The sequence below is a fragment of the Pseudomonas sp. UYEF17 genome, assembly GCF_040546125.1.
Classification (GTDB): Bacteria; Pseudomonadota; Gammaproteobacteria; order Pseudomonadales; family Pseudomonadaceae; genus Aquipseudomonas; species Aquipseudomonas putida_Z.
Map to the genome: position 1 here is coordinate 150,185 of NZ_JBEPNE010000010.1, position 22,013 is coordinate 172,197.

Genomic DNA, 22,013 nt, shown 5'->3' on the forward strand with positions numbered 1-22,013 from the left:
CCAGCAGAGACAGATAGAGAGGAGATTCCATGAAGAAAATTACGGTTGAGGTCTGGTCCGACTTTGTTTGTCCCTGGTGCTGGATAGCAAAGAAGCGCTTGGAGAAGGCCATTGATGATCTCAAGGATGAGGTCGAAGTTGAAATCGTGCCGCGTGCATACCGCTTGGCAAAAGGCATGACCCCGGTCTCTTTCAACCAGGCATTGGTACAGAAAACCGGTAGCCAAGGACGAGCGGACATGTTCATGGACGCCGTGCGAGAAAGTGCTGCGCTTGAAGGGTTGGAGTACAAGTTTCACGTCATGCGCTTCGGGGATACCTCCGCTGCTCACCAGTACGTAAAGGCTATTTCTGCTCCGGCTCTGCAGGAGCGCTATGTCGAACGGCTTCATCTGGCTGGAACGACAGAGGGCAAGGATATCTTCAACGAACGGGTCTTGTGGGACCTGGCGACGGAGGTGGGTGCTACCGACCTCGTTGGTTTCGATTCGGCTGAAGCCGCAATCCTGAGTGATGAAGCAGCAGTGAACGGACTAGGTACCGGCATTCCGTTGTTCATGATCAACGGCAACCGCTACATCTCCGGTGCACAGGAGCCGGCAGTGTTTACCAAAGTGCTCCGTGCTGCGATGGAAGAACTTTCGAGTGATGAAGAGGCAATCAGTGCCACCAGCTGTTCAATCACTGGCTGTTCGCACTAACCAAGTGATCACCTTCGGGTGCCTCGTGATTTTGATCTTTTATCCACGAATTTAAGAGGATTTGAAAATGGACAAGCATCTCAACGGTATCGATATCGCTGCTCTGCAAGCCTTTGCACAGGGCGTCGCTGAGGATCCTGCCAAGCGTCACGCACGTTTCAAAATCAACACCAAGTGGGAGCATCAGACCCGCACCGTGGCCACCGTCGACCGCTTTCATTTGAGCGGTACCGACTACCCACGAAATGTCCAGATCGCAGCTGATGAACCACTGGAGCTGTTGGGTAATAACTCTGCCCCCAACCCACAGGAACTGCTGATCTCCGGTCTGAACGCCTGCCTTTCCGTTGGCTATGTGGTGAACGCGTCAGTCATGGGTATCACCATCCACAGCCTGGAAATCGAGACCAGTGGTGAACTGGATCTGCGTGGCTTCCTGGGCCTGGACGAAAACGTCAACCCAGGCTTCGACGAGATGAGCTACGTGGTACGCATCCACACTGATGCGCCTGCCGACAAGGTGGAAGAGCTGCATCGCATCGTCACCAAGACTTCCGTGAACCTCGCCAACTTCTCGAGGGCCATCCGCATGGTGCCCAACCTGGAAGTTATCACTGGCCAAGCCGTTGCCTGATTCACGTATTTGTTTGTAGAGGTAGATTATGAAAAAGCTGTTCTCCCCATACGACCTGGACGGCCTCAAACTGGCCAACCGCGTTGTGATGGCCCCAATGACCCGTACCCGGACGGAAGACAACGTGCCATCCGAGCTGACCGCACTGTATTACGCGCAGCGTGCTTCGGCGGGCTTGATCATCACTGAAGGCTTGCCGATCTCGGACGAGGGGCGTGGCTACCTGTACACCCCAGGTATTTACACCGACGAGCAGACCCGCGCGTGGCGCGCAGTGACTGATGCCGTTCATGCCAAAGGCGGCAAGATCTTCGCCCAGCTGTGGCATGTGGGCCGCATGTCGCACGTGTCGCTGCAGCCAGGCAATGCTGCACCCGTTTCGGCAAGTGCCGAGCCAGCTGTAGGCACCACGGTTTACGCCTGGACTGGCCCTGGTGTAGCTGGCCCGGTTGCACCGAGCGTACCGCGTGCGCTGACTGTCGACGAGATTCACCGTGTCACCGACGACTTCGTTGCCGCCGCATTGCGCGCGGTGGACGCGGGCTTCGATGGCGTGGAGCTCATGGCAGCCAACGCATTCCTGTTCGACCAGTTCCTGAGCAGCCAGATCAACACGCGTACCGATGAGTACGGTGGATCGATCGAAAACCGTCAGCGCTTCCTGCTGGAAACGGTCGATGCGATCGCAGACGCGATTGGTGGCTTCCGCGTTGGTGTGCGCATCTCTCCGTTCGGGCGTCTGTACGACCTGCGCCCTTACCCGGAAGAAGAGGCGACCTGGAACAGCGTTGCCGCTGAACTGAACAAGCGCGAGGTGGCTTTCGTTCACGTGAACTACCAGCCAACGCTGGACGCGGTTCCATTCCCAGAGGGCTTCTACAAGCATTTCCGCTCGCTCTACAAAGGCACGGTCATCGGCGCCGGAGGCTTTACCGCTGAGTTGGCAGAAGCTGAGCTGGAAAACGGCGACCACGACTTGATCGCTTTCGGAACCTCGTACATCGCGAACCCTGACCTGGTCGAGCGGATGCAGAATGGCTGGCCACTCGCGACCAGTGACCACTCCACCTATTACGGTGTGATTGGCGCGAAGGGTTACACCGATTATGAGACCTACCAGGGATAACCATCTCGGTTGATCCACGGTGTTATTCAACTACTGTAGGAGTCCCGACATGCCACTGGTTACTGTAAAAGGCATTGAAGGTGTTTTCTCTTCGGAGCAAAAAGCCGAGATCATCAGCAAGATTACCGACGCCATGGTCTCCGTCGAGGGAGAGAAAATGCGTGCTGTGACTTGGGTAATTTTCGAAGAAGTGAAGAGCGGCGACTGGGGCATCGGTGGCGAGCCTATCACCACTGAGAGAGTCCGATCCATTCAGAACGGCTGATGGTGATGCTGGTCTGGCCTGTGGACCAGACCAGGCACATCTACTCAGCCCTCACCAGGCTTTCGTACAAGTGTAGTAACTGGACTGCCCTCGTTGGTACGAGACACAAAACACCTACGACCGCTGCAACGGCGGTCCAACCGCTGTTGAACTGCGCGCCAAACTCTTCAAGCATAAATCCAATCCTCGAGTTTCAGTTTGATAGCCGTCTCCTCGGTCCGGTCCAAGTCTGCTTTCGCGGGGCCAATCTGCTTTTTTTTAAGACTCGGCAGCCCAACGCGATCTCTCGGCCGTATGACCTGTTGTCAGAGCTGGCTGCCGCCATCGACTATGCCGTGTTATTTTCCACGGTAGGAATAGCCCCCACGCCTCGGGCAGATCTCAGGACCTGTACTGCGCACCAGGGGGTTTGTTTTTCTGGACTTCCACACCCAATGTGGGGGCTCAAGACTTTAATCAATTCTCCCTTCCCAAGCGCTGGTAACGGCGCTCAAACGCCTCCGAGCCTCCCTCCATCACTTGGCAAACCTCCTGCCGCATGTGCTGTTCCTGCAGGGAACCGGTCTGCTTCACATGACACTGGTTGTTGAAATCCAGTACATGGATCAGCTCAGCATCACCGTTAACTACGATGTTGGGGTTATGGGTGACGATGATTAGCTGACGGCGCTGCTTGTTAGATCGGATTTGCTGAACGACCAGTCCGTAGATAAGGTGGTTGTCCAAGTCATCCTCAGGCTGGTCGAGCACCAAAGGCTCACCTCCATGGGCCAGCAAAAAAGCCAGCATCGCAGCTGCGCGCTGCCCCGCGGAGGCCTGACCGATGGATTGGAAGTCCCGTCCGTTGCCTTTGCGACTGTATTCCACCTGTAGACCATCCTCAGGGAACCAGCACAGCAGGTGGTCCATGTATTCAGGTCGTCTGTCGGTTTCACCTTTCAAGAATTTGTTGAACCAGCCCCCAAACTCAACCTTCCCACGGCAGGCTTGTGATAACCGTGTCCTCAACGTCTTCAGCGATTCTTCAAAACTGGGCGTGTCCCCAAGTAACTCGGCTGCCAACATGAGGTCCGCTATTAGCCCCTTTGGCGTCGAGCCTTCCTGCTCTTGGTACAGGTCATCCGCATATTTGCCGTCTCCCACACCCAGCGCTTCGCGCAATGATCGCTCGATCCCCTGCGTATCGCGGCTATAGGGAATGAGCTCGATCCTCACGTAGAGGTTGTCATGTAAGGTGGCCTGCAGGAATTCGCTGCGTCGATGACTGATTGCCCGTCGTGCCACCTGGACTTGCTCCAGCTGTGACATCGCAGTATTGCGCAAGTCAGTATGTTGCGACTTCAACGTGTTCAAGTTCCTCAGCTCGGTTTCCAGCCGCTGAGCTTCTTGAACCAAGCGGCCGTACTCGCTCGGGTCGTTGACACCCTGCTGCTGAAGACTCTCCTTCAGCTGATGGTAGGCTTCTCTAGCAGTTGCGATTCCGGTAAACCAAGGCGATGACACAAGGTCTGTTTTCAGCGTTTGTCCAAATATTGCCAACTCGGCAGCGGATGCCTCGACGTCCTGTTTTACTTTTCCTATAACCGTGTTCAAGGCCTGAAGGGAGGCCAGCGCCGGACTGTCATCATTGGCATCAAATAACCCTGCTTGCAGATCCTCTGGCTGCAAAGTCGCAGCGACATTTTCCAGATCCTTAACAAGCTTGGCCGCCGCGTCAAACTGACGTTCAAGCTCTCGATTTTGTTGGCTGGTGCGCTGGTAGTTTTTCAAAACAACCGTGTGGTCCGAGCCTTCGAACCGTTCAAGTTTTCGCTTTATGTCTTGCAATGCTAGCGATAGGGATTCGAGCCCTGATAACTTCCCTTCCATCTCGCGCATCCGTGCCCGGGACGCCAGAAATGCGCTTTTTGCGTCTTCAAATGCGCTTCTCTGCGATCGAGTGTCAGCAGCATCATCGATCACTTTCAGCAAAGCCTGCTGACTGTCGCCGGCTAAGGCAGCAATCTGCCCCTGGCTAAAAAGTCTTACGGGAAAGCGCTGCTCGTTGATGACCTGGCTGTCGGAGGGTGTGAAATCAGTAGATAAGATATCCCATTCTTCCACCACGTTTTCGGTGTCGTCTTTTCGCCAAGTAAGGCGATGGGGGGAGCCATTGCGAAGAACCTGCACACGTACCACTGTGTCGTCGAGCAAACCGCCGTTGTCGTTCTTGGACTTCGCTACAACGTTGAACTTGTTAAAGGTTTGTCCGGCCTCGGAAGCCTGCGACAGTTCCTTTTCCCTCCGATAGGCCAAGCGAAGGGCGTGCACGATGGTTGATTTCCCTGTTCCTCGACCGCCGATCAGTGCATTGAAATACGGATTGAGGGGTAGAGAAGCAACCGTTTTTCCGCGTCCCATGTAGCGTGCATTTTGAATTTCAATAGATTCGATGAAGTGGTCAGGGGTAGTGAATGGTGCAAACCCATCGCTTTGGTCGCTACGGCGAACTGAAACCTCCTGCCCGTCTAGAAGCGCGAGGCGCAGACCTTCCATGTTGGGTTTGGCCATTTTGATCCAGGTGAAGCGCGAGCCTGGAACCGCAGAACCTTTGAAACTGTGGCAATCGCTTCCAACCACACTGGCAAAGCGAAGCTTCAGTTCTTCAAGCACGATGGGTGATGAGATGCTTCCCGAAGTCCACTCCAGGGCCAAGATGCCCGGCTCCTGCAGAACTTGCTTTACCGTGTTCGTATCGAGCAAACATTTTCGGGTTCCCTGCTCAACCTGCAGCAACCCTTTGTCACCTTCCACATGAGCAGGAATCGCTAATCCGCCCTCGGCGATGACATGCTCGATCACCTTGGCAGCACCCTCACGTGTCACTCCGTCACTATCCCCACGTGTTCCCGAGTAATGCACTTTAGCCAGCAAATCACTAATGGTTTGGCTGGAGGCCGAAGGATCGAAGATAGCGAGCAAATGGAAGCCGCCCTGAACAGAAACCTCAACACCAGGGAATAAATGGAGTTCGCGAAAGCCTTCAGGTGGATTACCGGCATCTGCCTGACGCTTCATGTCCGAGTAAGCGGCCTTGAGCCGGTCTACCCATTCACCGCTGTTGTGATCGGTGACCGCCACACAGTCGATTGCGGCAGCCATGTACTTGAGCAGCCATTTTTGCGGAGTCAGCTCATCGGAGGTGCCAATCGCGGCTTGCCAAGCATTCGTATCCTTTGAAGCCGGGGTGTGAGTGTGAAAATCGAATTTCCACCAACGGGCGCCGGCGTATGGCCAAGCCTGACTCATAGTCTCTCCTTGTTGGCCATCCTTACCGGCTTGCAGCGCAATGGCACTCAGGTCCATTCACGGGTGGCACTGTGCCAACAATAGCGCTCAATCACCCGATTCGGCTAGTGATCTAGAGAGGCTCCGAGCCTCTCCCCCAGCCACCGTAGGGAATTCCGCCGGTGCATTCGGTGAAACATTGCTTGCTGGAACTCCCCTAGGGCGCTTCGGAGAACCCGAGGACATCGCGCCGTTGGGGGTGTTTTTGGCGTCTGAAGATTCGCATTAGGTACCCGGTGAATCCATCCGTGCTTCGGGTGGCTTTCGCGAGGTGGGTTACTGACACGACTGATCAAGCTTTCTAGCCTACGCGAGCGTGTGCCCGGCTGAAAGTTTTCTGCCACGCGAAACTATGCAGTCTTCACGTCTCGGGAGTCGAAATCTGCCTGGGCTTTCATGACGGTATCCAGGTACTCCAGCGTCCAGAAATACAACGCTTTGAACGGGTGCTCAAGCGTCGTTCCCAGTGGGGTGATGCTGTACTCCACCGCCACATGCGAGGACGGAATGACACGCCTTGCCAGGACGCCGTTACGTTCAAGCCGACGCAGGGCGCGGGTCAATGCTTTGCCATGACATCGCACTGCTAAGCGGACCTGTCCCCCGTCCGCAAAAAATCGTCCTTTTATCGAAAAATCTCAAAAAAAGTTAGATTTCTTAAGCGTCTGATTTCTAGATGAAAAATACCAGTTAACCGTTATAAGAGCTCCGGAAATCCTGAGTGGTAAACGTAGCAGGTGTTCAGGAAGTTATCACCGGCAAGCCAGCCCACGCAGGCCCTTGTAGGAGCGGCCTTGTGTCGCGAAAGGGCTGCGAAGCAGCCCCGGGGTTTCAGCGCAGATGCACAAATTGCCGGGGCTGCTTCGCAGCCCTTTCGCGACACAAGGCCGCTCCTACAAGGGCTCGCGATAACCGATCAGGTGGGAAGAGGCCGGTACAGGCTGAAAATCAGAGAGCGGGCGCTGCGGCCTCGGCAGGCTGGGCTTCCTGCTGCACCTCGATCGGTGCCGCCTCCGCTGGCGGTGCCACCGGCTGCGAGCCTTGGCTGTCATCCACCACCGGCGCGGCTACCGCCTCGCTGGCCGGGGCAACAGGGGCCGGGGCTGGTGCCGCCTCAACCAAAGGCGCCGCCACCGGCGCTGCCGCGGCCTGCTCTGGCAGCCCCAGGGCAGCCGCGGGCGCTTCGACCTTCGGCGCGGGCTCCTCGACCTTGGCCTTGCTCTCCTGTTTAGGCTTGGGCTTTGGCAGGTAGCTCTCCACCAGGGCGAAATAGCGGTCATAGAACTGCGCCGCTGTCACCGTCTCGCTGGCCACCTTGACCATCGAGTCGTCGCTGGAGCCGATCGGCATCGACACCGACCCCAGTACACCAACGCCCAGGCTGGCGGAGGTGTTGGACTTTTTCAGGGCGTAGCGGTCCTGCAGGGCGTTGGCGAACATGGTCGAACGCTGCTCGTCGCTCACATCCGGCGCACAGGTGACGTTGAAGCTGATCTGCAGGTGGTTCTCGCTGTTCTGCTGGAAGCTCTTGTTGCCCACCACCTGGTTGGCGCCGCTGCTGGTGATGATGTAGCCCTGGCTGAGCAAGGCGCGCCGGGCGGCCTCGCAGGAGCCGGCATCGCTCACCGGGAAGCTGCGCGAGAAGGTGCCCGAGTCATCGAAGTTCTCGTGCTCGTAGACGGCGGCTTTTTTCGAGGAACAACCGGTCACGCCCGCCAGCACCAGGGCCAGCCCGAGCGCACCAAAGACGGAAGATCTGGTCATTGCGAATTCCGGGTAAGTCAAGAAGGTGCCTATTGTGCAACACAGCAGGCAGGCACAGGAACCGCTGATCGGTGAAGAGTCTGTCAGGTTCGTGTAAATCTGGGTCAGGGGCGGCAATTGCCAGGCGTAAAAACGAAAAAAGCGACCCGAAGGTCGCTTTCTCGTGGCTTCGAGGCGTTCAAGGGGCCTCGAGGCGAAGATGGCGCAGCGGACGGGACTCGAACCCGCGACCCCCGGCGTGACAGGCCGGTATTCTAACCGACTGAACTACCGCTGCGTATCATTCAGGCTTGCGCCCGATTGAAACCTGGGTCTACCCTTCCGGCGCGATGGCCTCAGGGCAGGCACAAAAAAAGCGATAACGTGATCGCTTCTCTTGTGTTTGCTTCAAGGTGTTCAAGGGACCTTGAAACGAAGATGGCGCAGCGGACGGGACTCGAACCCGCGACCCCCGGCGTGACAGGCCGGTATTCTAACCGACTGAACTACCGCTGCGTATCGTTCAGGCTTTCGCCCGATTGAAACTGGGATCAGCCCAAGGCGTTTGCCTTGTGGCTTCAGACCGGTGCCATGCACCCATCTGTTACTGAAAAATGGCGCAGCGGACGGGACTCGAACCCGCGACCCCCGGCGTGACAGGCCGGTATTCTAACCGACTGAACTACCGCTGCGCAGTGCGTTCCTCTCTGGCTATCGGCTTCTTGCGAAACCCGAAGCACCAGGAACATCTCAGGAAGTGGTGGGTGATGACGGGATCGAACCGCCGACCCTCTGCTTGTAAGGCAGATGCTCTCCCGGCTGAGCTAATCACCCTCGCGATGTTGCTTGTTGCGTTTGCTTCGCTGAGGCCGCGAAATTTACGCAGGTGGCGAAGCTAAGTCAATAGCCCCATTGAATTTTTTTCAGAAAAGCGCAAAAGCGGTGCGGTTGCCTGTGGCGGCCTCTTCGCGGGTAAACCCGCTCCCACAGGTACTGCACAGGCCTTGAGAACTGCGCAGTACCTGTGGGAGCGGGTTTACCCGCGAAAAGGCCGGTACAGGATATGCCAAAGGCTCAGGTGTAGATCATCTTGCGGGTCATGCCGCCATCGACCACGAACTCCTGGCCGGTGACGAACGCCGCTTGCCGAGACAACAGCCAGGCAACCATGGCCGCCACGTCTTCCACCGTCCCTACCCTGCCCGTCGGGTGCTGGGCATGGTCCGCTTCGGTCAACGGCTCGGCACGGCGCTGCGACGGGTCACGGGCATCGATCCAGCCCGGGCTCACCGCATTGACGCGGATCTCCGGGCCAAGGCTCATGGCCAGGGCATGGGTCAAGGCCACCAGGCCGCCCTTGCTCGCCGCGTAGGCCTCGGTATCGGGCTCGGACTGCCGCGCTCGGGTGGAGGTGAGATTGACGATCGCCCCGTTGTGCGCACGCAGGTACGGCGCACAATGCTTGGCCAGCAACATCGGGCCGTTGAGGTTGACCGCCAGCACCCGGTTCCACTGCGCCAGGCTCAGGCTTTCGAGGGTCTGGTTGTGCGGATTGGCGATGGCCGCATTGCACACCAGCGCGTCCAGGCGGCCAAACTGCCCCAGCACCTCGGACACCCCGGCGCTGACCTGGGCCTCGTCGGCAACGTCCATGGTAATGAACCAGGCATTGTCACCCAGGGCCTTGGCCACCTTGGCGCCGCGCTGGCGGTCAAGGTCGCTGAGCACCACCTGCCAGCCTTCGCAGATCAACCAGGCGGCAATGCCCAGGCCGATGCCGCGCGCGGCACCGGTCACCAGGGCTACCCGGCCGTTATGGCCGGGCGTACCGCCGCGGATTTCGATCACAGTGCCGCCAACCCACGCGCCAGGTCGGCCTGCAGGTCGGCCACATCCTCCAGGCCCACGGCAACGCGGATCAGGCTGTCGCGGATGCCGGCGGCTTCACGTTCCTGTGGCGTCAGGCGACCGTGGGAGGTGGTGGCCGGGTGGGCGATGGTGGTCTTGCTGTCACCCAGGTTGGTGGTGATGGAAATCACCCGGGTAGCGTCGATGAAGCGCCAGGCGCCCTCTTTGCCACCCTTGACCTCGAAGCTGACCACCGCGCCGAAGCCACTCATCTGGCGCTTGGCCAATTCGTGCTGCGGGTGGCTCGGCAGGCCGGCGTAATGCACCTTCTCCACGCCCTCCTGCTGCTCCAGCCATTCGGCCAGTACCTGGGCGCTTTCGCAGTGCGCACGCATGCGCAGGCGCAGGGTTTCCAGGCCCTTGGTGAAGATCCAGGCGTTGAACGGGCTGAGGGTGGGGCCTGCGGTACGCAGGAAGCCCACCACTTCTTTCATCTGCTCGGCACGGCCGGCAACCACGCCACCCATGCAGCGGCCCTGGCCGTCGATGAACTTGGTGGCCGAGTGGAACACGATGTCGGCACCCAGCTTCAGCGGCTGCTGCAGCGCCGGGGTGCTGAAGCAGTTGTCCACCACCAGCATGGCACCGTGGGCATGGGCGATTTCGCTGAGGGCGGTGATATCGACCAACTCGGCCAGCGGGTTGGACGGCGACTCGACGATCAGCAGCTTGGTATTGACCTTGATGGCCTTTTCCCAGCCGGCGAGGTCGACCAGTGGCACGTAATCCACCTGCACGCCAAAGCGCTTGAAGTACTTCTCGAACAGGCTGATGGTCGAGCCGAACACGCTCTGCGACACCAGCACATGGTCACCGGCACTGCACAGCGACATCACCACGGCGAGGATCGCCGCCATGCCGGTGGAGGTGCCCACGGCCTGCTCGGCGCCTTCCATGGCCGCCAGGCGCTCCTCGAAAGCACGCACAGACGGGTTGGTGTAGCGCGAATAGACGTTGCCCGGCGTTTCGCCGGCAAAGCGCGCGGCGGCATCGGCAGCCGTGCGGAACACATAGCTGGAGGTCAGGAACAGCGCTTCGCTGTGCTCGGCCTCCGGTGTACGGTTTTGACCGGCACGCACCGCCAGGGTGTCGAAACCGACACCCTCGAGGTCACTGTCCAGTCGTCCGGCATCCCATTGATCCGTCATGCCGTCGCTCCCGAAATCAGTTGTTGTAGAGGTCGATGATCGCGCTGACCGCCTGGTTCTTGACCTTGGCCAGGTCGTTACGAGCCTGCTCGATACGGTCGAGGTAGGCTTCGTCGATATCGCCGGTGACGTACTCACCGTTGAATACCGCGCAATCGAAGTGGTCGATCTTGATCTTGCCGCCACCGACCGAGTCGATCAGGTCCGGCAGGTCCTGGTAGACCAGCCAGTCGGCGCCAATCAACTCGGCCACTTGTTCGGTGGTACGGTTGTGGGCGATCAGTTCGTGGACACTCGGCATATCGATGCCGTAGACGTTGGGGTAGCGCACCGCAGGGGCTGCGGAGCAGAAGTAGACGTTCTTGGCACCGGCTTCGCGGGCCATCTGGATGATCTGCTTGCAGGTGGTGCCGCGCACGATCGAGTCGTCCACCAGCATCACGTTCTTGCCGCGGAACTCCAGCTCGATGGCATTGAGCTTCTGGCGTACCGATTTCTTGCGCGCGGCCTGGCCGGGCATGATGAAGGTACGGCCGATGTAGCGGTTCTTGACGAAACCTTCGCGGAACTTGACGCCCAGGCGGTTGGCCAGTTCCAGGGCCGCGGTGCGGCTGGTGTCCGGGATCGGGATGACCACGTCGATGTCGTGCTCGGGGCGCTCGCGCATGATCTTGTCGGCCAGTTTTTCACCCATGCGCAGACGGGCCTTGTACACCGACACGCCATCCATGATCGAGTCCGGGCGGGCCAGGTAGACATGCTCGAAGATGCACGGTTGCAGCTTCGGTGCTTCGGCGCACTGCTTGGTGTACAGCTGGCCTTCTTCGGTGATGTATACCGCTTCGCCGGGCGCCAGGTCGCGGATCAGGGTGAAGCCGAGCACGTCCAGGGCCACGCTTTCCGAGGCGATCATGTATTCCACGCCTTCGTCGGTGTGACGCTGGCCGAACACCACCGGGCGGATGCCGTTGGGGTCACGGAAGCCGACGATGCCGTAGCCGGTGATCATCGCCACCACGGCGTAACCGCCGACGCAGCGGCTGTGCACGTGGGAAACCGCGGCGAACACGTCTTCTTCGGTCGGCTGCAGCTTGCCGCGCACCGCCAGCTCATGGGCGAACACGTTCAGCAGTACTTCCGAGTCGGAGTTGGTGTTGACGTGGCGCAGGTCGGACTCGTAGATCTCCTTGGCCAGCTGCTCGACGTTGGTCAGGTTGCCGTTGTGTGCCAGGGTGATGCCGTATGGCGAGTTGACGTAGAACGGCTGGGCCTCGGCCGAGGTCGAGCTGCCCGCAGTCGGGTAGCGCACGTGGCCGATGCCGATGTTGCCGACCAGGCGCTGCATGTGGCGCTGCTGGAACACGTCGCGCACCAGGCCATTATCCTTGCGCAGGAACAACCGGCCGTCATGGCTGGTCACGATACCGGCAGCGTCCTGGCCGCGGTGCTGGAGGACCGTAAGCGCGTCATACAGCGCCTGATTGACGTTCGACTTACCGACGATACCGACGATGCCACACATGCGACGCAACCCCTACTTTGACGAAACTTGAGTGAATAGCGCTCAGGGCTTTGCCGGCCCGAGCAACTGTTCCTTGAACGGAAGATCAGCTGGAGTGCCGATCAGCCCACTGGGTGTCCACTGGCCGGTAAAACCCAGGATCAGGTTTTTCGACCAGTCGGCGACCAAGAGAAATTGTGGTATCAGGCGTGATTCCTGCCACCAGGTGTCCTGTTGAACCGGCCCCAGGCTGATCAGCCCGATGGCCACCACCACCAGCAAGGCCCCGCGCGCGGCGCCGAAGGCCATGCCCAGGAAACGATCGGTACCGGACAGCCCGGTCACGCGGATCAGCTCGCCGATGAGGAAGTTGATCATGGCCCCCACCAGCAAGGTGGCGACGAAAAGAATGGCGCAGCCGGCGATGACGCGCATCGACGGCGTCTGGATGTAGCTTTCAAGATACACCGAGAGCGAACCACCGAACATCCAGGCAACCGCACCGGCAATGATCCAGATGAGCAAGGACAAGGCTTCCTTGACGAAGCCGCGCTTGAGACTGATCAGTGTGGAGACGGCGATGATCGCGATGATCGCCCAATCAACCAAGGTAAATGCCACGGTGCTGCCTGCAGACGTTTGAGGCGGCGCATTTTAACAGAGCGGCGGGCTGGGAGTAAGCGGAATGTCGGGTGGATTAGCATGCGGACTTCTGTAGGAGCGGCCTTGTGTCGCGATCGGGCCGCACAGCGGCCCCAAGGGTCTCGGACACAGCCAAAATCGCTGGGGCCGCCATGCGGCCCGATCGCGACACAAGGCCGCTCCTACAAGGGCCCGAGTCAGCCAGACTCAGCTGCGCTCAGGCTGGAAGCGCACCACGAAGCCCTTGAGGCTGTTCTGGCGGTTGATGGCGTCACGCACGCGCTCGGCCTCGGCCCGCTCGATCAGCGGCCCCACGTACACCCGGTTCATGCCACCCGCCGAGCGGATATAGGCGTTGTAACCCTGGCTACGCAAGGTTTGCTGCAACTTTTCGGCCCCGGCACGGTTGGACAGGCTGGCCAACTGGATCGACCAACTGACCGGCAGGCCGTTGACGTCGATCTTCGATGGCGCCGCCGGCGTGGCCGGCTTGGCTGCCGGCTGAGGCTCGACCTTGGCCACGGGCGCCTGCGGCTTGGCGGGCTGGGGCTGGGGCTGGGGCTGGGGCTGCACCTGCGCCTGAGGCTGGGTCTGCGGTGACGGTGTAATCGGCTGGCTGGGCGCGCTCGCCGGCGCGGTGGACTCGTCCACCACCACCGGTGGCTGTTGCGGCTCCTGCGCAACGGCCTGCGGCTCCGGCACGGCGACCGGTTCCACCTTCACTTCCGGCAGGCTTGGCATGGCCGGCGCCTGCGGGGCCTCGACGCGCACCTGACGCATCTCGTCCTCGCGGGTGAACAGCATCGGCAGGAAAATCACCGCCAGCGCCACCAGCACCAACGCACCCACCATGCGCTGTTTAATCCCTTTATCCAGCACTGCCATCTACTCCACCCTCCTGGGCGTGCCGCTCCAGCCATTCCAGTGCCTGGGCAACACAGAAAAACGAACCGAACAGCAAGATCTGGTCATCCGCCGTTGCCTGCGCGCATTGCCCTTCAAGGGCAGCATCGACGCTGGCATAAGACTTCACCGCGGCGCCGACGTTCGTCAAGGCCGTGGCCAGCTCCGCAGCCGGGCGGCTGCGCGGGGTATCCAGTGGCGCCACTGCCCAGTCGTCGACCAGCCCCTGCAGCGGCGCGACAACACCGTCCAGGTCCTTGTCGGCGAGCAGGCCGAACACCGCCAGGCGGCGCCCCTTCAGCGGCCGGGCCGCCAGGCGCCGGGCCAGGTACTCCGCGGCATGCGGGTTGTGCCCGACATCCAGCAACAGCTCCACCGGCTTGCCCTGCCAGCTCAGCAGGCGGCGGTCGAGGCGACCCGTGATGCGGGTATCCAGCAGCGCCTGGCGAATCTGCCCGGCGTCCCAGGGCAGGCCCATCAGCAGGTAGGCCTGCAGGGCCAGCGTAGCGTTTTCCATGGGCAGGTCGAGCAAAGGCAGGCCACGCAGCTCTACCTGCGCACCATCAGCCGCAGTACCCCGCCAGTTCCAGCTGCCATCGGCACTGGCCAGGTCGAAGTCACGACCACGCAGGAACAGCGGCGCAGCCAGTTCGGCGGCCTTGTCCAGCAGCGGCTGAGGCGGATCCAGGTCACCGCACAGTGCCGGCTTGCCCTGACGGAAGATGCCGGCCTTCTCGAAGGCCACCAGCTCGCGGGTATCACCCAGGTAATCGACATGGTCGACGCCGATGCTGGTCACCAGGGCCAGGTCGGCATCCACCACGTTCACGGTGTCCAGGCGGCCACCAAGGCCCACTTCCAGTACCACGGCATCCAGCTGCGACTGGTAGAACAACCAGAACGCGGCCAGGGTGCCCATCTCGAAGTAGGTCAGGGAAATATCGCCTCGCGCCGCCTCGACGGCGGCGAAGGCTTCGCACAGGGCCTCATCGCTGGCTTCTTGGCCATCGATCAGCACCCGCTCGTTGTAACGCAACAGGTGCGGCGAGCTGTACACGCCGACCTTGAGCCCCTGGGCACGCAGCAGCGAGGCCACGAAGGCGCAGGTCGAGCCCTTGCCGTTGGTGCCGGTCACCGTCACCACGCGTGGCGCCAGCTTGCCCAGCGCCAGCCGGGCAAGCACCTTCTGCGAACGCTCCAGGCCCATGTCGATGGCCGAGGGGTGCAACTGCTCGAGGTAGGCGAGCCATTCGCCCAGGGATCGTTGTTTCATCACGCGACGGCAGCCGCCTCACGCGCTTGCTCCGGGGTTTCCTGGCCGGTCATCTGCGCCAGCAGGCGGGCCAGACGCGGGCGCAGCTCGCCACGGGAGATGATCAGGTCGATGGCGCCGTGCTCCAGCAGGAACTCACTGCGCTGGAAGCCTTCCGGCAGCTTCTCGCGCACGGTCTGCTCGATCACGCGCGGGCCGGCGAAGCCGATCAGTGCCTTTGGCTCGCCGACGATCACGTCACCGAGCATGGCCAGGCTGGCGGAAACACCACCGTACACAGGGTCGGTCAGTACCGAGATGAACGGGATGCCTTCTTCGCGCAGGCGCGCCAGCACGGCCGAGGTCTTGGCCATCTGCATCAGCGAGATCAGCGCTTCCTGCATGCGTGCACCGCCCGAAGCGGAGAAGCAGACCATCGGGCAGCGGTGCTCCAGGGCATAGTTGGCCGCGCGCACGAAGCGCTCGCCGACGATGGCACCCATGGAACCACCCATGAACGAGAACTCGAAGGCGCTGACCACGATCGGCATGCCCATCAGGGTGCCGCTCATGGAGATCAGGGCGTCCTTCTCGCCGGTCTGCTTCTGCGCGCCGGTCAGGCGGTCCTTGTACTTCTTGCCATCACGGAACTTCAGGCGGTCGACCGGCTCCAGGTCGGCGCCCAGTTCGGCACGGCCATCGGCGTCGAGGAAGATGTCGATGCGCGCACGTGCGCCGATGCGCATGTGGTGGTTGCACTTGGGGCAGACATCCAGGGTCTTTTCCAGCTCCGGACGATACAGCACGGCCTCGCAGGCCGGGCACTTGTGCCACAGGCCTTCAGGCACCGAGCTCTTCTTCACCTCGGAACGCATGATCGAAGGGATCAGTTTGTCGACTAACCAGTTGCTCATGCTTTCTTTCTCCAGTATTGGCAGGCGTGGGCCGGTGTCGCCGGCCCTGCCCTGCCCTTGAGCTCAAAATCTTTTATGAAACGATGATGGACCGGCCGCCGGGACTTCCAGCGCGCCACCCCACCGCTAATGTGTTGTCTTGCCGCCACAGGCGCAGGCGGCTGCCCCGCAGGGCTGCGAAAGCTATGGACGATGGCGCGCAGCCAGCCGTCACATCTGCCATCACGCCTGTTTCACCGCACGCATGAATGCCTCGATCTTCGCCGCGTCCTTGATGCCCTTGGCTTGCTCCACGCCGCCACTGACATCCACCGCGTACGGCCGCACCTGGGCGATGGCCTGGCCGACATTGTCGGCAGACAACCCGCCCGCCAGGATGATCGGCTTGCTCAGGCGCGCCGGCACCAGCGACCAGTCGAACGCTTCACCGGTGCCTCCGGGTACGCCTGGCACATAGGTGTCCAGCAGAATGCCGCGGGCACCGGCGTAAAGCTGGCAGGCCGCCTCCAGGTCGTCGCCCGGGCGCACGCGCAGGGCCTTGATCCAGGGGCGGTGGTAGCCTTCGCAGTCCTGCGGGGTTTCATCGCCGTGGAACTGTAGCAGGTCCAGCGGAACCACTTCGAGGATCTCGTTCAGCTCGCAGCGCGAAGCGTTGACGAACAGCCCGACCGTGGTCACGAACGGTGGCAGCTCAGCGATGATCGCCCGCGCCTGGCGCACGTCCACGGCGCGCGGGCTCTTGGCATAGAAGACGAGGCCAATGGCATCGGCGCCCGCTTCGGCAGCGGCCAGTGCGTCTTCGATGCGGGTAATCCCGCAGATCTTGCTGCGAACATTGCTCATGGACAGCGAACCCTGGTTGTTACGGTGAAAGGCCGGATGTTAGCAAATGACTTTTCGCCCGTCAGTCTGCCAATGCCTCGTAGCCGGTCAAAAAGTGTGGGCCGATGTAACGCTTGGGCAGCGCGTATTCCTCGGGGTACTCCACCTGCACCAGGTAGAGCCCGTACGGGTGCGCCGTGACCCCGCCTTCGCGGCGGTTGCGCCCCTCCAGCACCTCACGCGCCCAGGTGACCGGGCGTTCTCCGGCACCAATGGTCATCAGTACACCGGCAATGTTACGCACCATGTGGTGCAGGAAGGCCGTGGCGCGCACATCCAGCACGATCATCTGGCCATGGCGGGTGACGCGCAGGTGGTAGATGTGCTTGATCGGCGACTTGGCCTGGCACTGGCTGGCGCGGAAGGCACTGAAGTCATGGGTGCCGAGCAGGGACTGCGCGGCTTCGGCCATGCGTTCGACATCCAACGGGCGGTGGTTCCAAGTAACCTCCTCGGCCAGGTGCGCCGGGCGGATCGGGTCGTTGTAGATGACGTAGCGGTAACGCCGGGCGCAGGCCTTGAAGCGGGCATGGAAGTCGGCCGGCATCGGCCGCGACCAGACCACGCTGATGTCATGGGGCAGGTTGAAGTTGGTGCCCATGGTCCAGGCGCGCTCATCGCGCACGGCGCGGGTGTCGAAGTGCACGATCTGCCCGCAGCCATGCACGCCGGCGTCGGTGCGCCCGGCGCAGATTACCGAGATCGGCTCGTTGGCCACCTTGGACAGGGCCTGCTCCAGGGCCTGCTGGACACTGGGCACGCCACTGGCCTGGCGCTGCCAGCCACGATAGCGCGCGCCTTTGTATTCCACGCCCAGGGCGATGCGGGAGTAGCCTTCGGCCGCGGACTCGGCGGCGGCGGTGTCGATGATGTCCAAGAGCATGAAACCTGTGGGGTGTACGGAATGGCGGGGATTATAACGACAACGGCAGCCGTGTAGGGCTGCCGTTGAATATGCACTGCCTTTCAGGGCCTCTTCGCGGGTAAACCCGCTCCCACAGGGCCCGCACAGAATTCGGACCTGTGATGAACCTGTGGGAGCGGGTTTACCCGCGAAGAGGCCGGAGCAGGCAACCTCAGACCAGCCGGGAGAGCATGTCCTCGGCTTCCTGGCGCTGGCTGTCGTCGCCATCCTTGACCACTTCATCGAGGATGTCGCGCGCGCCCTGGTTGTCGCCCATGTCGATATAGGCGCGGGCCAGGTCAAGCTTGGTGGCCACTTCGTCGCTACCGGAGAAAAAGTCGAAGTCCAGGTCGTCCAGTGGCTCGGGCTCTGGCTGGGCAACCGCGTCTTCACTGGTGAAGTGCGGCTCCAGCGACGGCGATTCGAGGCTCTGCGACAGCTTGTCCAGTTCGGCGTTGACGTCGTTCAGCTCCGAGGCAAAGCTCTTGGCTGCCGGCGAATCATCTTCCAGCGACAGCGAAAGATCGAAGTCGGATGGCAGGTCGAACTCGGAAAGCGGGTCGAACGCTGGCTCGCTGTCGAAGGCAGCCAGCTCGGCGGCGACATCCACCGGGGCTTCGTCCACCGCTGCCGGGGCGGCCGGGACAACCGGTTCGCTGACGTCGAGGTCGAAGTCGGACAGGTCCACAGCGGGCTGTGTCTCGGCCTGGGCCAGCATGGCCTCGAACTCGGCGTCGGCCTGCAGCTCGGCATCCACGGCAAACGGCTCGTCTTCCGGCTGAGCCGTTTCCAGCATCGGTTCATCCAGTACCGGCTCGTCGACGACAGGTTGCTGGGCCACCGATTCGTCCAGCAGCGGCGTCGCCAGCGGGTCTTGCTCGGGCAAGTCGTCACCCAGGCTCAGGTCGAAGGCACTGTCCAGGTCCTGCTCGTCCAGGCCCGGCGCATCGAGGGTCGGCACTTCATCGAAGGCATCCAGCTCAGCATCCAGATCAACTTCGGGCTCGAGCACTGCCTCAGGTTCCGCCTGGGCAACGGCCTCTGGTTCAACCGCCTCCTCTGGCTCGAACGCCGGCACTTCCTCGGGTGCCACGTCGGCAACCACTGGCGTTTCAGGCTGATCTTGCAGCAGCTCCTGCACGTACTGTTCATCCATCTCGGCAGCCAGGGCCGCCGCGCCCAGGCCGGTAGCGGCCAGGCCGAGCATGGCCGGGTAGCGCTCCTTCAGCCCGGCAACAGCTGCACTGTTCGGCTCGCTGGCCAGCAGCTTGCGTTCCTGCTCGACGAACGCGCTCTGGTCACCCTGGCGGGCGTACACATCCATCAGTTTCAGGCGCAGGTCGTCACGCTGCGGCGCGGCGGCCACGGCAGGCTCCAGCAGGTCGGTAGCGCGGTTCAGGCGGCCTTCGGCCACGCATTGCTCGACCTCCGCCAGCAGTGCGGCGTGGGGGTCGGCTTGCGGTTCAGGTTGCGCTTCGACGGCGGGTGCCGATGTTTTTTCCGCGGCGGTGGCGGCGGCAGCCGAAGCAGCGACCACGGCCGGCGACAGGGTCACGCTCGGGGCCGAGACCTCGACGCCATCGAAGCTTGCGCTATCGCTGTCGAAGCCTGCGCCCTGCTCTTCTTCCAGCGCCCGCGCCATGCGCAGGTGCTTTTCAGCCTCCTGCTGGGCCTTGCGCTTGCGCGCCAGCAGCAACAGCAGAAGCAGCAGTACGAGGAAGGCACTACCTGCAATCAGCCCAAGCAGCAGCGGGTTGCCCATGATTTCGTCGACCATGCTGCCAGGCTGGCCGGCAGGTGCGGCCTCGGCGGCGGGCGCCGGCTTGGGTGCGGTATCGGCGGCGGCAGGCGCAGGCTTGGCGACCGGTTGGGCCGGTGCCGCCGCACCCTGGGCTTCAAGGCGGGCCAGCTGGTTGTTCTTCAGCTCGATCAGACGCTGCAGCTTGTCCAGCTGGCTCTGCAGGTCGGCCATGCGGCTCTTGAGCTCTTCGTTGTCGCGACGGCTGGTGTCCAGGCTTTCCTGGGCCACCGCCAACTTGTCGTTGAGGGCCTTGGCCTGGTCGGCACCGGCCTGGTTGCCCGGGCTGACCAGGCGCAGGTTGTCGCCCTGGGCGATACGCGCCGGCGCTGCCTCGGCGGCACCGCGACGGGTGGCGTCCAGCTGGCGGGCACGCGGGCCCAGGCGGCGGCCTTCACGCCAGGCGGCATACTGCTCGGCCACCTCAGCGGTCGCCTCGCCCTGCGCGATATTCTGGATCTGCTGCTGGTCGGGCAGGCGCAGCACCTGGCCAACCTTCAGCTGGTTGATGTTGTTGCCGATGAAGGCGTCCGGGTTCAGCGCCTGGATCGCGATCATGGTCTGCTGGATCGAACCACCCTGGGTGTTGCGCGCGGCAATCTGCCACAAGGTGTCGCGGCGTTGGGTGGTGTAGCTGCCGGCAGCGGTCACCGCTGGCGCGACATTGCCTGCCGCCGGCTTGTCGCCCTGGGCCTTGGCCTGGTCGAGCAGCACGCTGTAGTCACGCAGCAGGCGGCCCTGCGGCCACATCACCTGGACCAGGAACTTTACCACCGGTTCAGGCAGCGGCTGGCTGGAGGTAACCCGCAGCACGCTCTTGCCGTTGGGGTTGATCACCGGCGTGAAGGTGAGGTCTTCGAGGTACGTCGGCAGCGCCACCCCGGCCTTGCTGAACTCTTCCGGCGGCGCCAGGCTCGGCGCCACTTCGGCGGCGGTGAGGTCGCGCACGTCGAGCAGCTCGATCTCGGCGTCCAGGGGCTGGTTCTGTGCCGACTTGAGGGTCAGCTCCCCCAGGCCCAAGGCATTCGCCATGCCCGACGACAGCGCCGATGCTGCAGCCATGGCCAGAACCAGTTTGCGAATTCGAAGCATGACCTCTTCCCTTGTATGAAGCGTCCTGAAACCTGCATGCGGAGCAGGACAATAGTGCTCGCCAGTATCTTTTACGGCATGTGTTTAATCAACAATTGCGCCACTTGCACGGCATTGAGCGCGGCGCCTTTGCGCACGTTGTCGGTGGTCAGCCAGAGGTTGAGTTGCTGGTCTTCATCAACACCGTGCCGTACACGACCAACATAGACCACGTCCTGGCCTACTGCGTCGCCTACCGGGGTCGGATAATCATCGCGCTCCACCAGTTCCACGCTGTCGGCCGCCTCGAGGGCTTGGTTGACCGCGTTCAGGTCTACCGGGCGACGGCTCTGCACCGCCACACTGAAGCTATCGCCGAAAAACACCGGGACTTGAACGCAGCTCACGGAAATCTTCAGTTCCGGCAGGCCCAGCAGCACGCGCAGCTCGCTGACCAGGCGGCGCTCCAGGGCCGTGTGGCCTTGCTCATCGGCGGCTCCGACCTGGGCCAGCATGTTGAACGCCACCTGGCGATCGAAGAAGCGTGGTTCCAGGGGGCGGGCATTGAGCAGCTCGGCGGTTTGCCGGGCGAGTTCGTTGACCGCTTCACGGCCTTGTGCGGACACTGCCAGCGCGGCCATTACCTGCACCCGCTCGATATCCAGCAGGCCTTTGAGCGGTGCCAGGGCAACGGCCAGGGCAACTGCGGCCGAGCACGGGCTGACGATGCGGGCGGGCAATGCCAGGCCGGCCAGGCGTTCGGCGTTGGCTTCTGGCACCAGGGCGAGGGCGTCGTCCAGGCCAGCGGACAGGTCGATGACCGTGCAGCCTGCCTGCAGCGCCTTGCTGGCAAAGCTGCGGCTGACGGCGGCGCCTGCGGCGAAGAAGGCCAGCTTGACCTGGGCGAAGTCGAAGCTGTCCACTTCACGCACCTTCAGCTTCTTGCCGGCGAACATCACGCTGCTGCCCGCCGATTCCATGCTGGCCAGCAGGTGCAGGGTGGCGACCGGGAAATCCAGCTCTTCGAGGATCTGCACCAGGGCTTCACCGACGCTGCCGGTGGCGCCGACGACGGCGATGTCCAAAGGGTGTGTCATGGAAGGGATCCTTTTGCTGAAAACGGCGGGGGGCGGCACTTTACTCGGATTGTAGAGTTTTGTCTGTGCTGGCCCAAACCTAGAGCTGCGCTGCGCTGCGCCGCTCTTGCTCTTGCTCTTGCTCTTGCTCTTGATCTTGATCTTGATCTTGATCTTGATCTTGATCTTGATCTTGATCTTGATCTTGATCTTGATCT

At 61.8% G+C, this 22,013-nt stretch carries 17 protein-coding genes, 4 tRNA genes and 1 pseudogene; 4 read left to right on the top strand and 18 right to left on the bottom strand.

Annotated features, from left to right (window positions below; all coding sequences use genetic code 11):
- The first annotated feature begins 29 nt into the window (after nt 1-29).
- The 4 genes from ABIB24_RS16735 (at nt 30) to ABIB24_RS16750 (ending at nt 2,726) form a co-directional block, all read left to right on the top strand.
- The gene (locus ABIB24_RS16735) at nt 30-701 is read left to right on the top strand and encodes a DsbA family oxidoreductase (protein ID WP_286101279.1); all 672 of its coding nucleotides are present in this window, start codon (nt 30-32) and stop codon (nt 699-701) included.
- A 67-nt stretch (nt 702-768) separates the two neighbouring features.
- Nucleotides 769-1,335 (top strand): OsmC family protein, encoded by a 567-nt coding sequence (locus ABIB24_RS16740; RefSeq protein WP_286101278.1) that lies wholly within the window; start codon nt 769-771, stop codon nt 1,333-1,335.
- Nucleotides 1,336-1,363: 28 nt separating this feature from the next.
- Nucleotides 1,364-2,461 (top strand): alkene reductase, encoded by a 1,098-nt coding sequence (locus tag ABIB24_RS16745; RefSeq protein WP_354316917.1) that lies wholly within the window; start codon nt 1,364-1,366, stop codon nt 2,459-2,461.
- A 49-nt stretch (nt 2,462-2,510) separates the two neighbouring features.
- Nucleotides 2,511-2,726 (top strand): tautomerase family protein, encoded by a 216-nt coding sequence (locus tag ABIB24_RS16750; RefSeq protein WP_354316919.1) that lies wholly within the window; start codon nt 2,511-2,513, stop codon nt 2,724-2,726.
- Between the two features lie 456 nt (nt 2,727-3,182).
- Here the strand turns inward: ABIB24_RS16750 and ABIB24_RS16755 are convergent, their stop codons facing one another.
- The 18 genes and pseudogenes from ABIB24_RS16755 to ABIB24_RS16840 all read right to left on the bottom strand — a co-directional run bounded on the left by ABIB24_RS16755 (nt 3,183) and on the right by ABIB24_RS16840 (nt 21,816).
- Nucleotides 3,183-6,014: a TrlF family AAA-like ATPase gene (locus ABIB24_RS16755; RefSeq protein ID WP_286101272.1), complete on the bottom strand. Its 2,832-nt coding sequence runs from the start codon at nt 6,012-6,014 to the stop codon at nt 3,183-3,185.
- Nucleotides 6,015-6,403: 389 nt separating this feature from the next.
- A pseudogene (locus ABIB24_RS16760) lies at nt 6,404-6,622 on the bottom strand (winged helix-turn-helix transcriptional regulator); the annotation flags it as partial.
- Nucleotides 6,623-7,001: 379 nt separating this feature from the next.
- Nucleotides 7,002-7,817, bottom strand: a complete 816-nt coding sequence (locus ABIB24_RS16765; protein ID WP_274078921.1) for a DUF2242 domain-containing protein — start codon at nt 7,815-7,817, stop codon at nt 7,002-7,004.
- Between the two features lie 200 nt (nt 7,818-8,017).
- Nucleotides 8,018-8,094, bottom strand: a tRNA-Asp gene (locus ABIB24_RS16770).
- Nucleotides 8,095-8,235: 141 nt separating this feature from the next.
- Nucleotides 8,236-8,312, bottom strand: a tRNA-Asp gene (locus ABIB24_RS16775).
- Between the two features lie 99 nt (nt 8,313-8,411).
- Nucleotides 8,412-8,488: transfer RNA gene (locus ABIB24_RS16780), tRNA-Asp, on the bottom strand.
- A 66-nt stretch (nt 8,489-8,554) separates the two neighbouring features.
- Nucleotides 8,555-8,630: transfer RNA gene (locus ABIB24_RS16785), tRNA-Val, on the bottom strand.
- A 240-nt stretch (nt 8,631-8,870) separates the two neighbouring features.
- Nucleotides 8,871-9,644, bottom strand: a complete 774-nt coding sequence (locus ABIB24_RS16790; RefSeq protein WP_075044161.1) for an SDR family oxidoreductase — start codon at nt 9,642-9,644, stop codon at nt 8,871-8,873.
- The gene (locus ABIB24_RS16795; RefSeq protein WP_274078920.1) at nt 9,641-10,852 is read right to left on the bottom strand and encodes an O-succinylhomoserine sulfhydrylase; all 1,212 of its coding nucleotides are present in this window, start codon (nt 10,850-10,852) and stop codon (nt 9,641-9,643) included. The genes ABIB24_RS16790 and ABIB24_RS16795 overlap by 4 nt, the downstream gene beginning before the upstream one ends.
- Before the next feature lie 16 nt (nt 10,853-10,868).
- Entirely contained in the window at nt 10,869-12,374 is a 1,506-nt protein-coding gene (gene purF, locus ABIB24_RS16800) for an amidophosphoribosyltransferase (RefSeq protein WP_025338246.1), read from the bottom strand.
- Between the two features lie 42 nt (nt 12,375-12,416).
- The gene (locus ABIB24_RS16805) at nt 12,417-12,974 is read right to left on the bottom strand and encodes a CvpA family protein (RefSeq protein ID WP_013971612.1); all 558 of its coding nucleotides are present in this window, start codon (nt 12,972-12,974) and stop codon (nt 12,417-12,419) included.
- Nucleotides 12,975-13,202: 228 nt separating this feature from the next.
- Nucleotides 13,203-13,880, bottom strand: a complete 678-nt coding sequence (locus ABIB24_RS16810) for an SPOR domain-containing protein (RefSeq protein ID WP_354316921.1) — start codon at nt 13,878-13,880, stop codon at nt 13,203-13,205.
- Nucleotides 13,864-15,171, bottom strand: a complete 1,308-nt coding sequence (folC, locus tag ABIB24_RS16815) for a bifunctional tetrahydrofolate synthase/dihydrofolate synthase (RefSeq protein WP_289515166.1) — start codon at nt 15,169-15,171, stop codon at nt 13,864-13,866. The genes ABIB24_RS16810 and folC overlap by 17 nt, the downstream gene beginning before the upstream one ends.
- Nucleotides 15,171-16,064, bottom strand: a complete 894-nt coding sequence (accD, locus tag ABIB24_RS16820; RefSeq protein ID WP_025338243.1) for an acetyl-CoA carboxylase, carboxyltransferase subunit beta — start codon at nt 16,062-16,064, stop codon at nt 15,171-15,173. The genes folC and accD overlap by 1 nt, the downstream gene beginning before the upstream one ends.
- A gap of 222 nt (nt 16,065-16,286) precedes the next feature.
- A complete protein-coding gene (locus ABIB24_RS16825; protein WP_025338242.1) occupies nt 16,287-16,907 on the bottom strand; it encodes a phosphoribosylanthranilate isomerase in 621 nt (206 codons plus the stop codon).
- 61 nt (nt 16,908-16,968) lie between these two features.
- Complete coding sequence (truA, locus tag ABIB24_RS16830; protein ID WP_420793916.1) at nt 16,969-17,829, bottom strand: tRNA pseudouridine(38-40) synthase TruA; 861 nt, start codon at nt 17,827-17,829, stop codon at nt 16,969-16,971.
- A gap of 193 nt (nt 17,830-18,022) precedes the next feature.
- Entirely contained in the window at nt 18,023-20,740 is a 2,718-nt protein-coding gene (locus tag ABIB24_RS16835) for a motility hub landmark protein FimV (RefSeq protein ID WP_354316922.1), read from the bottom strand.
- 71 nt (nt 20,741-20,811) lie between these two features.
- A complete protein-coding gene (locus ABIB24_RS16840) occupies nt 20,812-21,816 on the bottom strand; it encodes an aspartate-semialdehyde dehydrogenase (RefSeq protein ID WP_137163292.1) in 1,005 nt (334 codons plus the stop codon).
- Between the last annotated feature and the right edge of the window lie 197 nt (nt 21,817-22,013).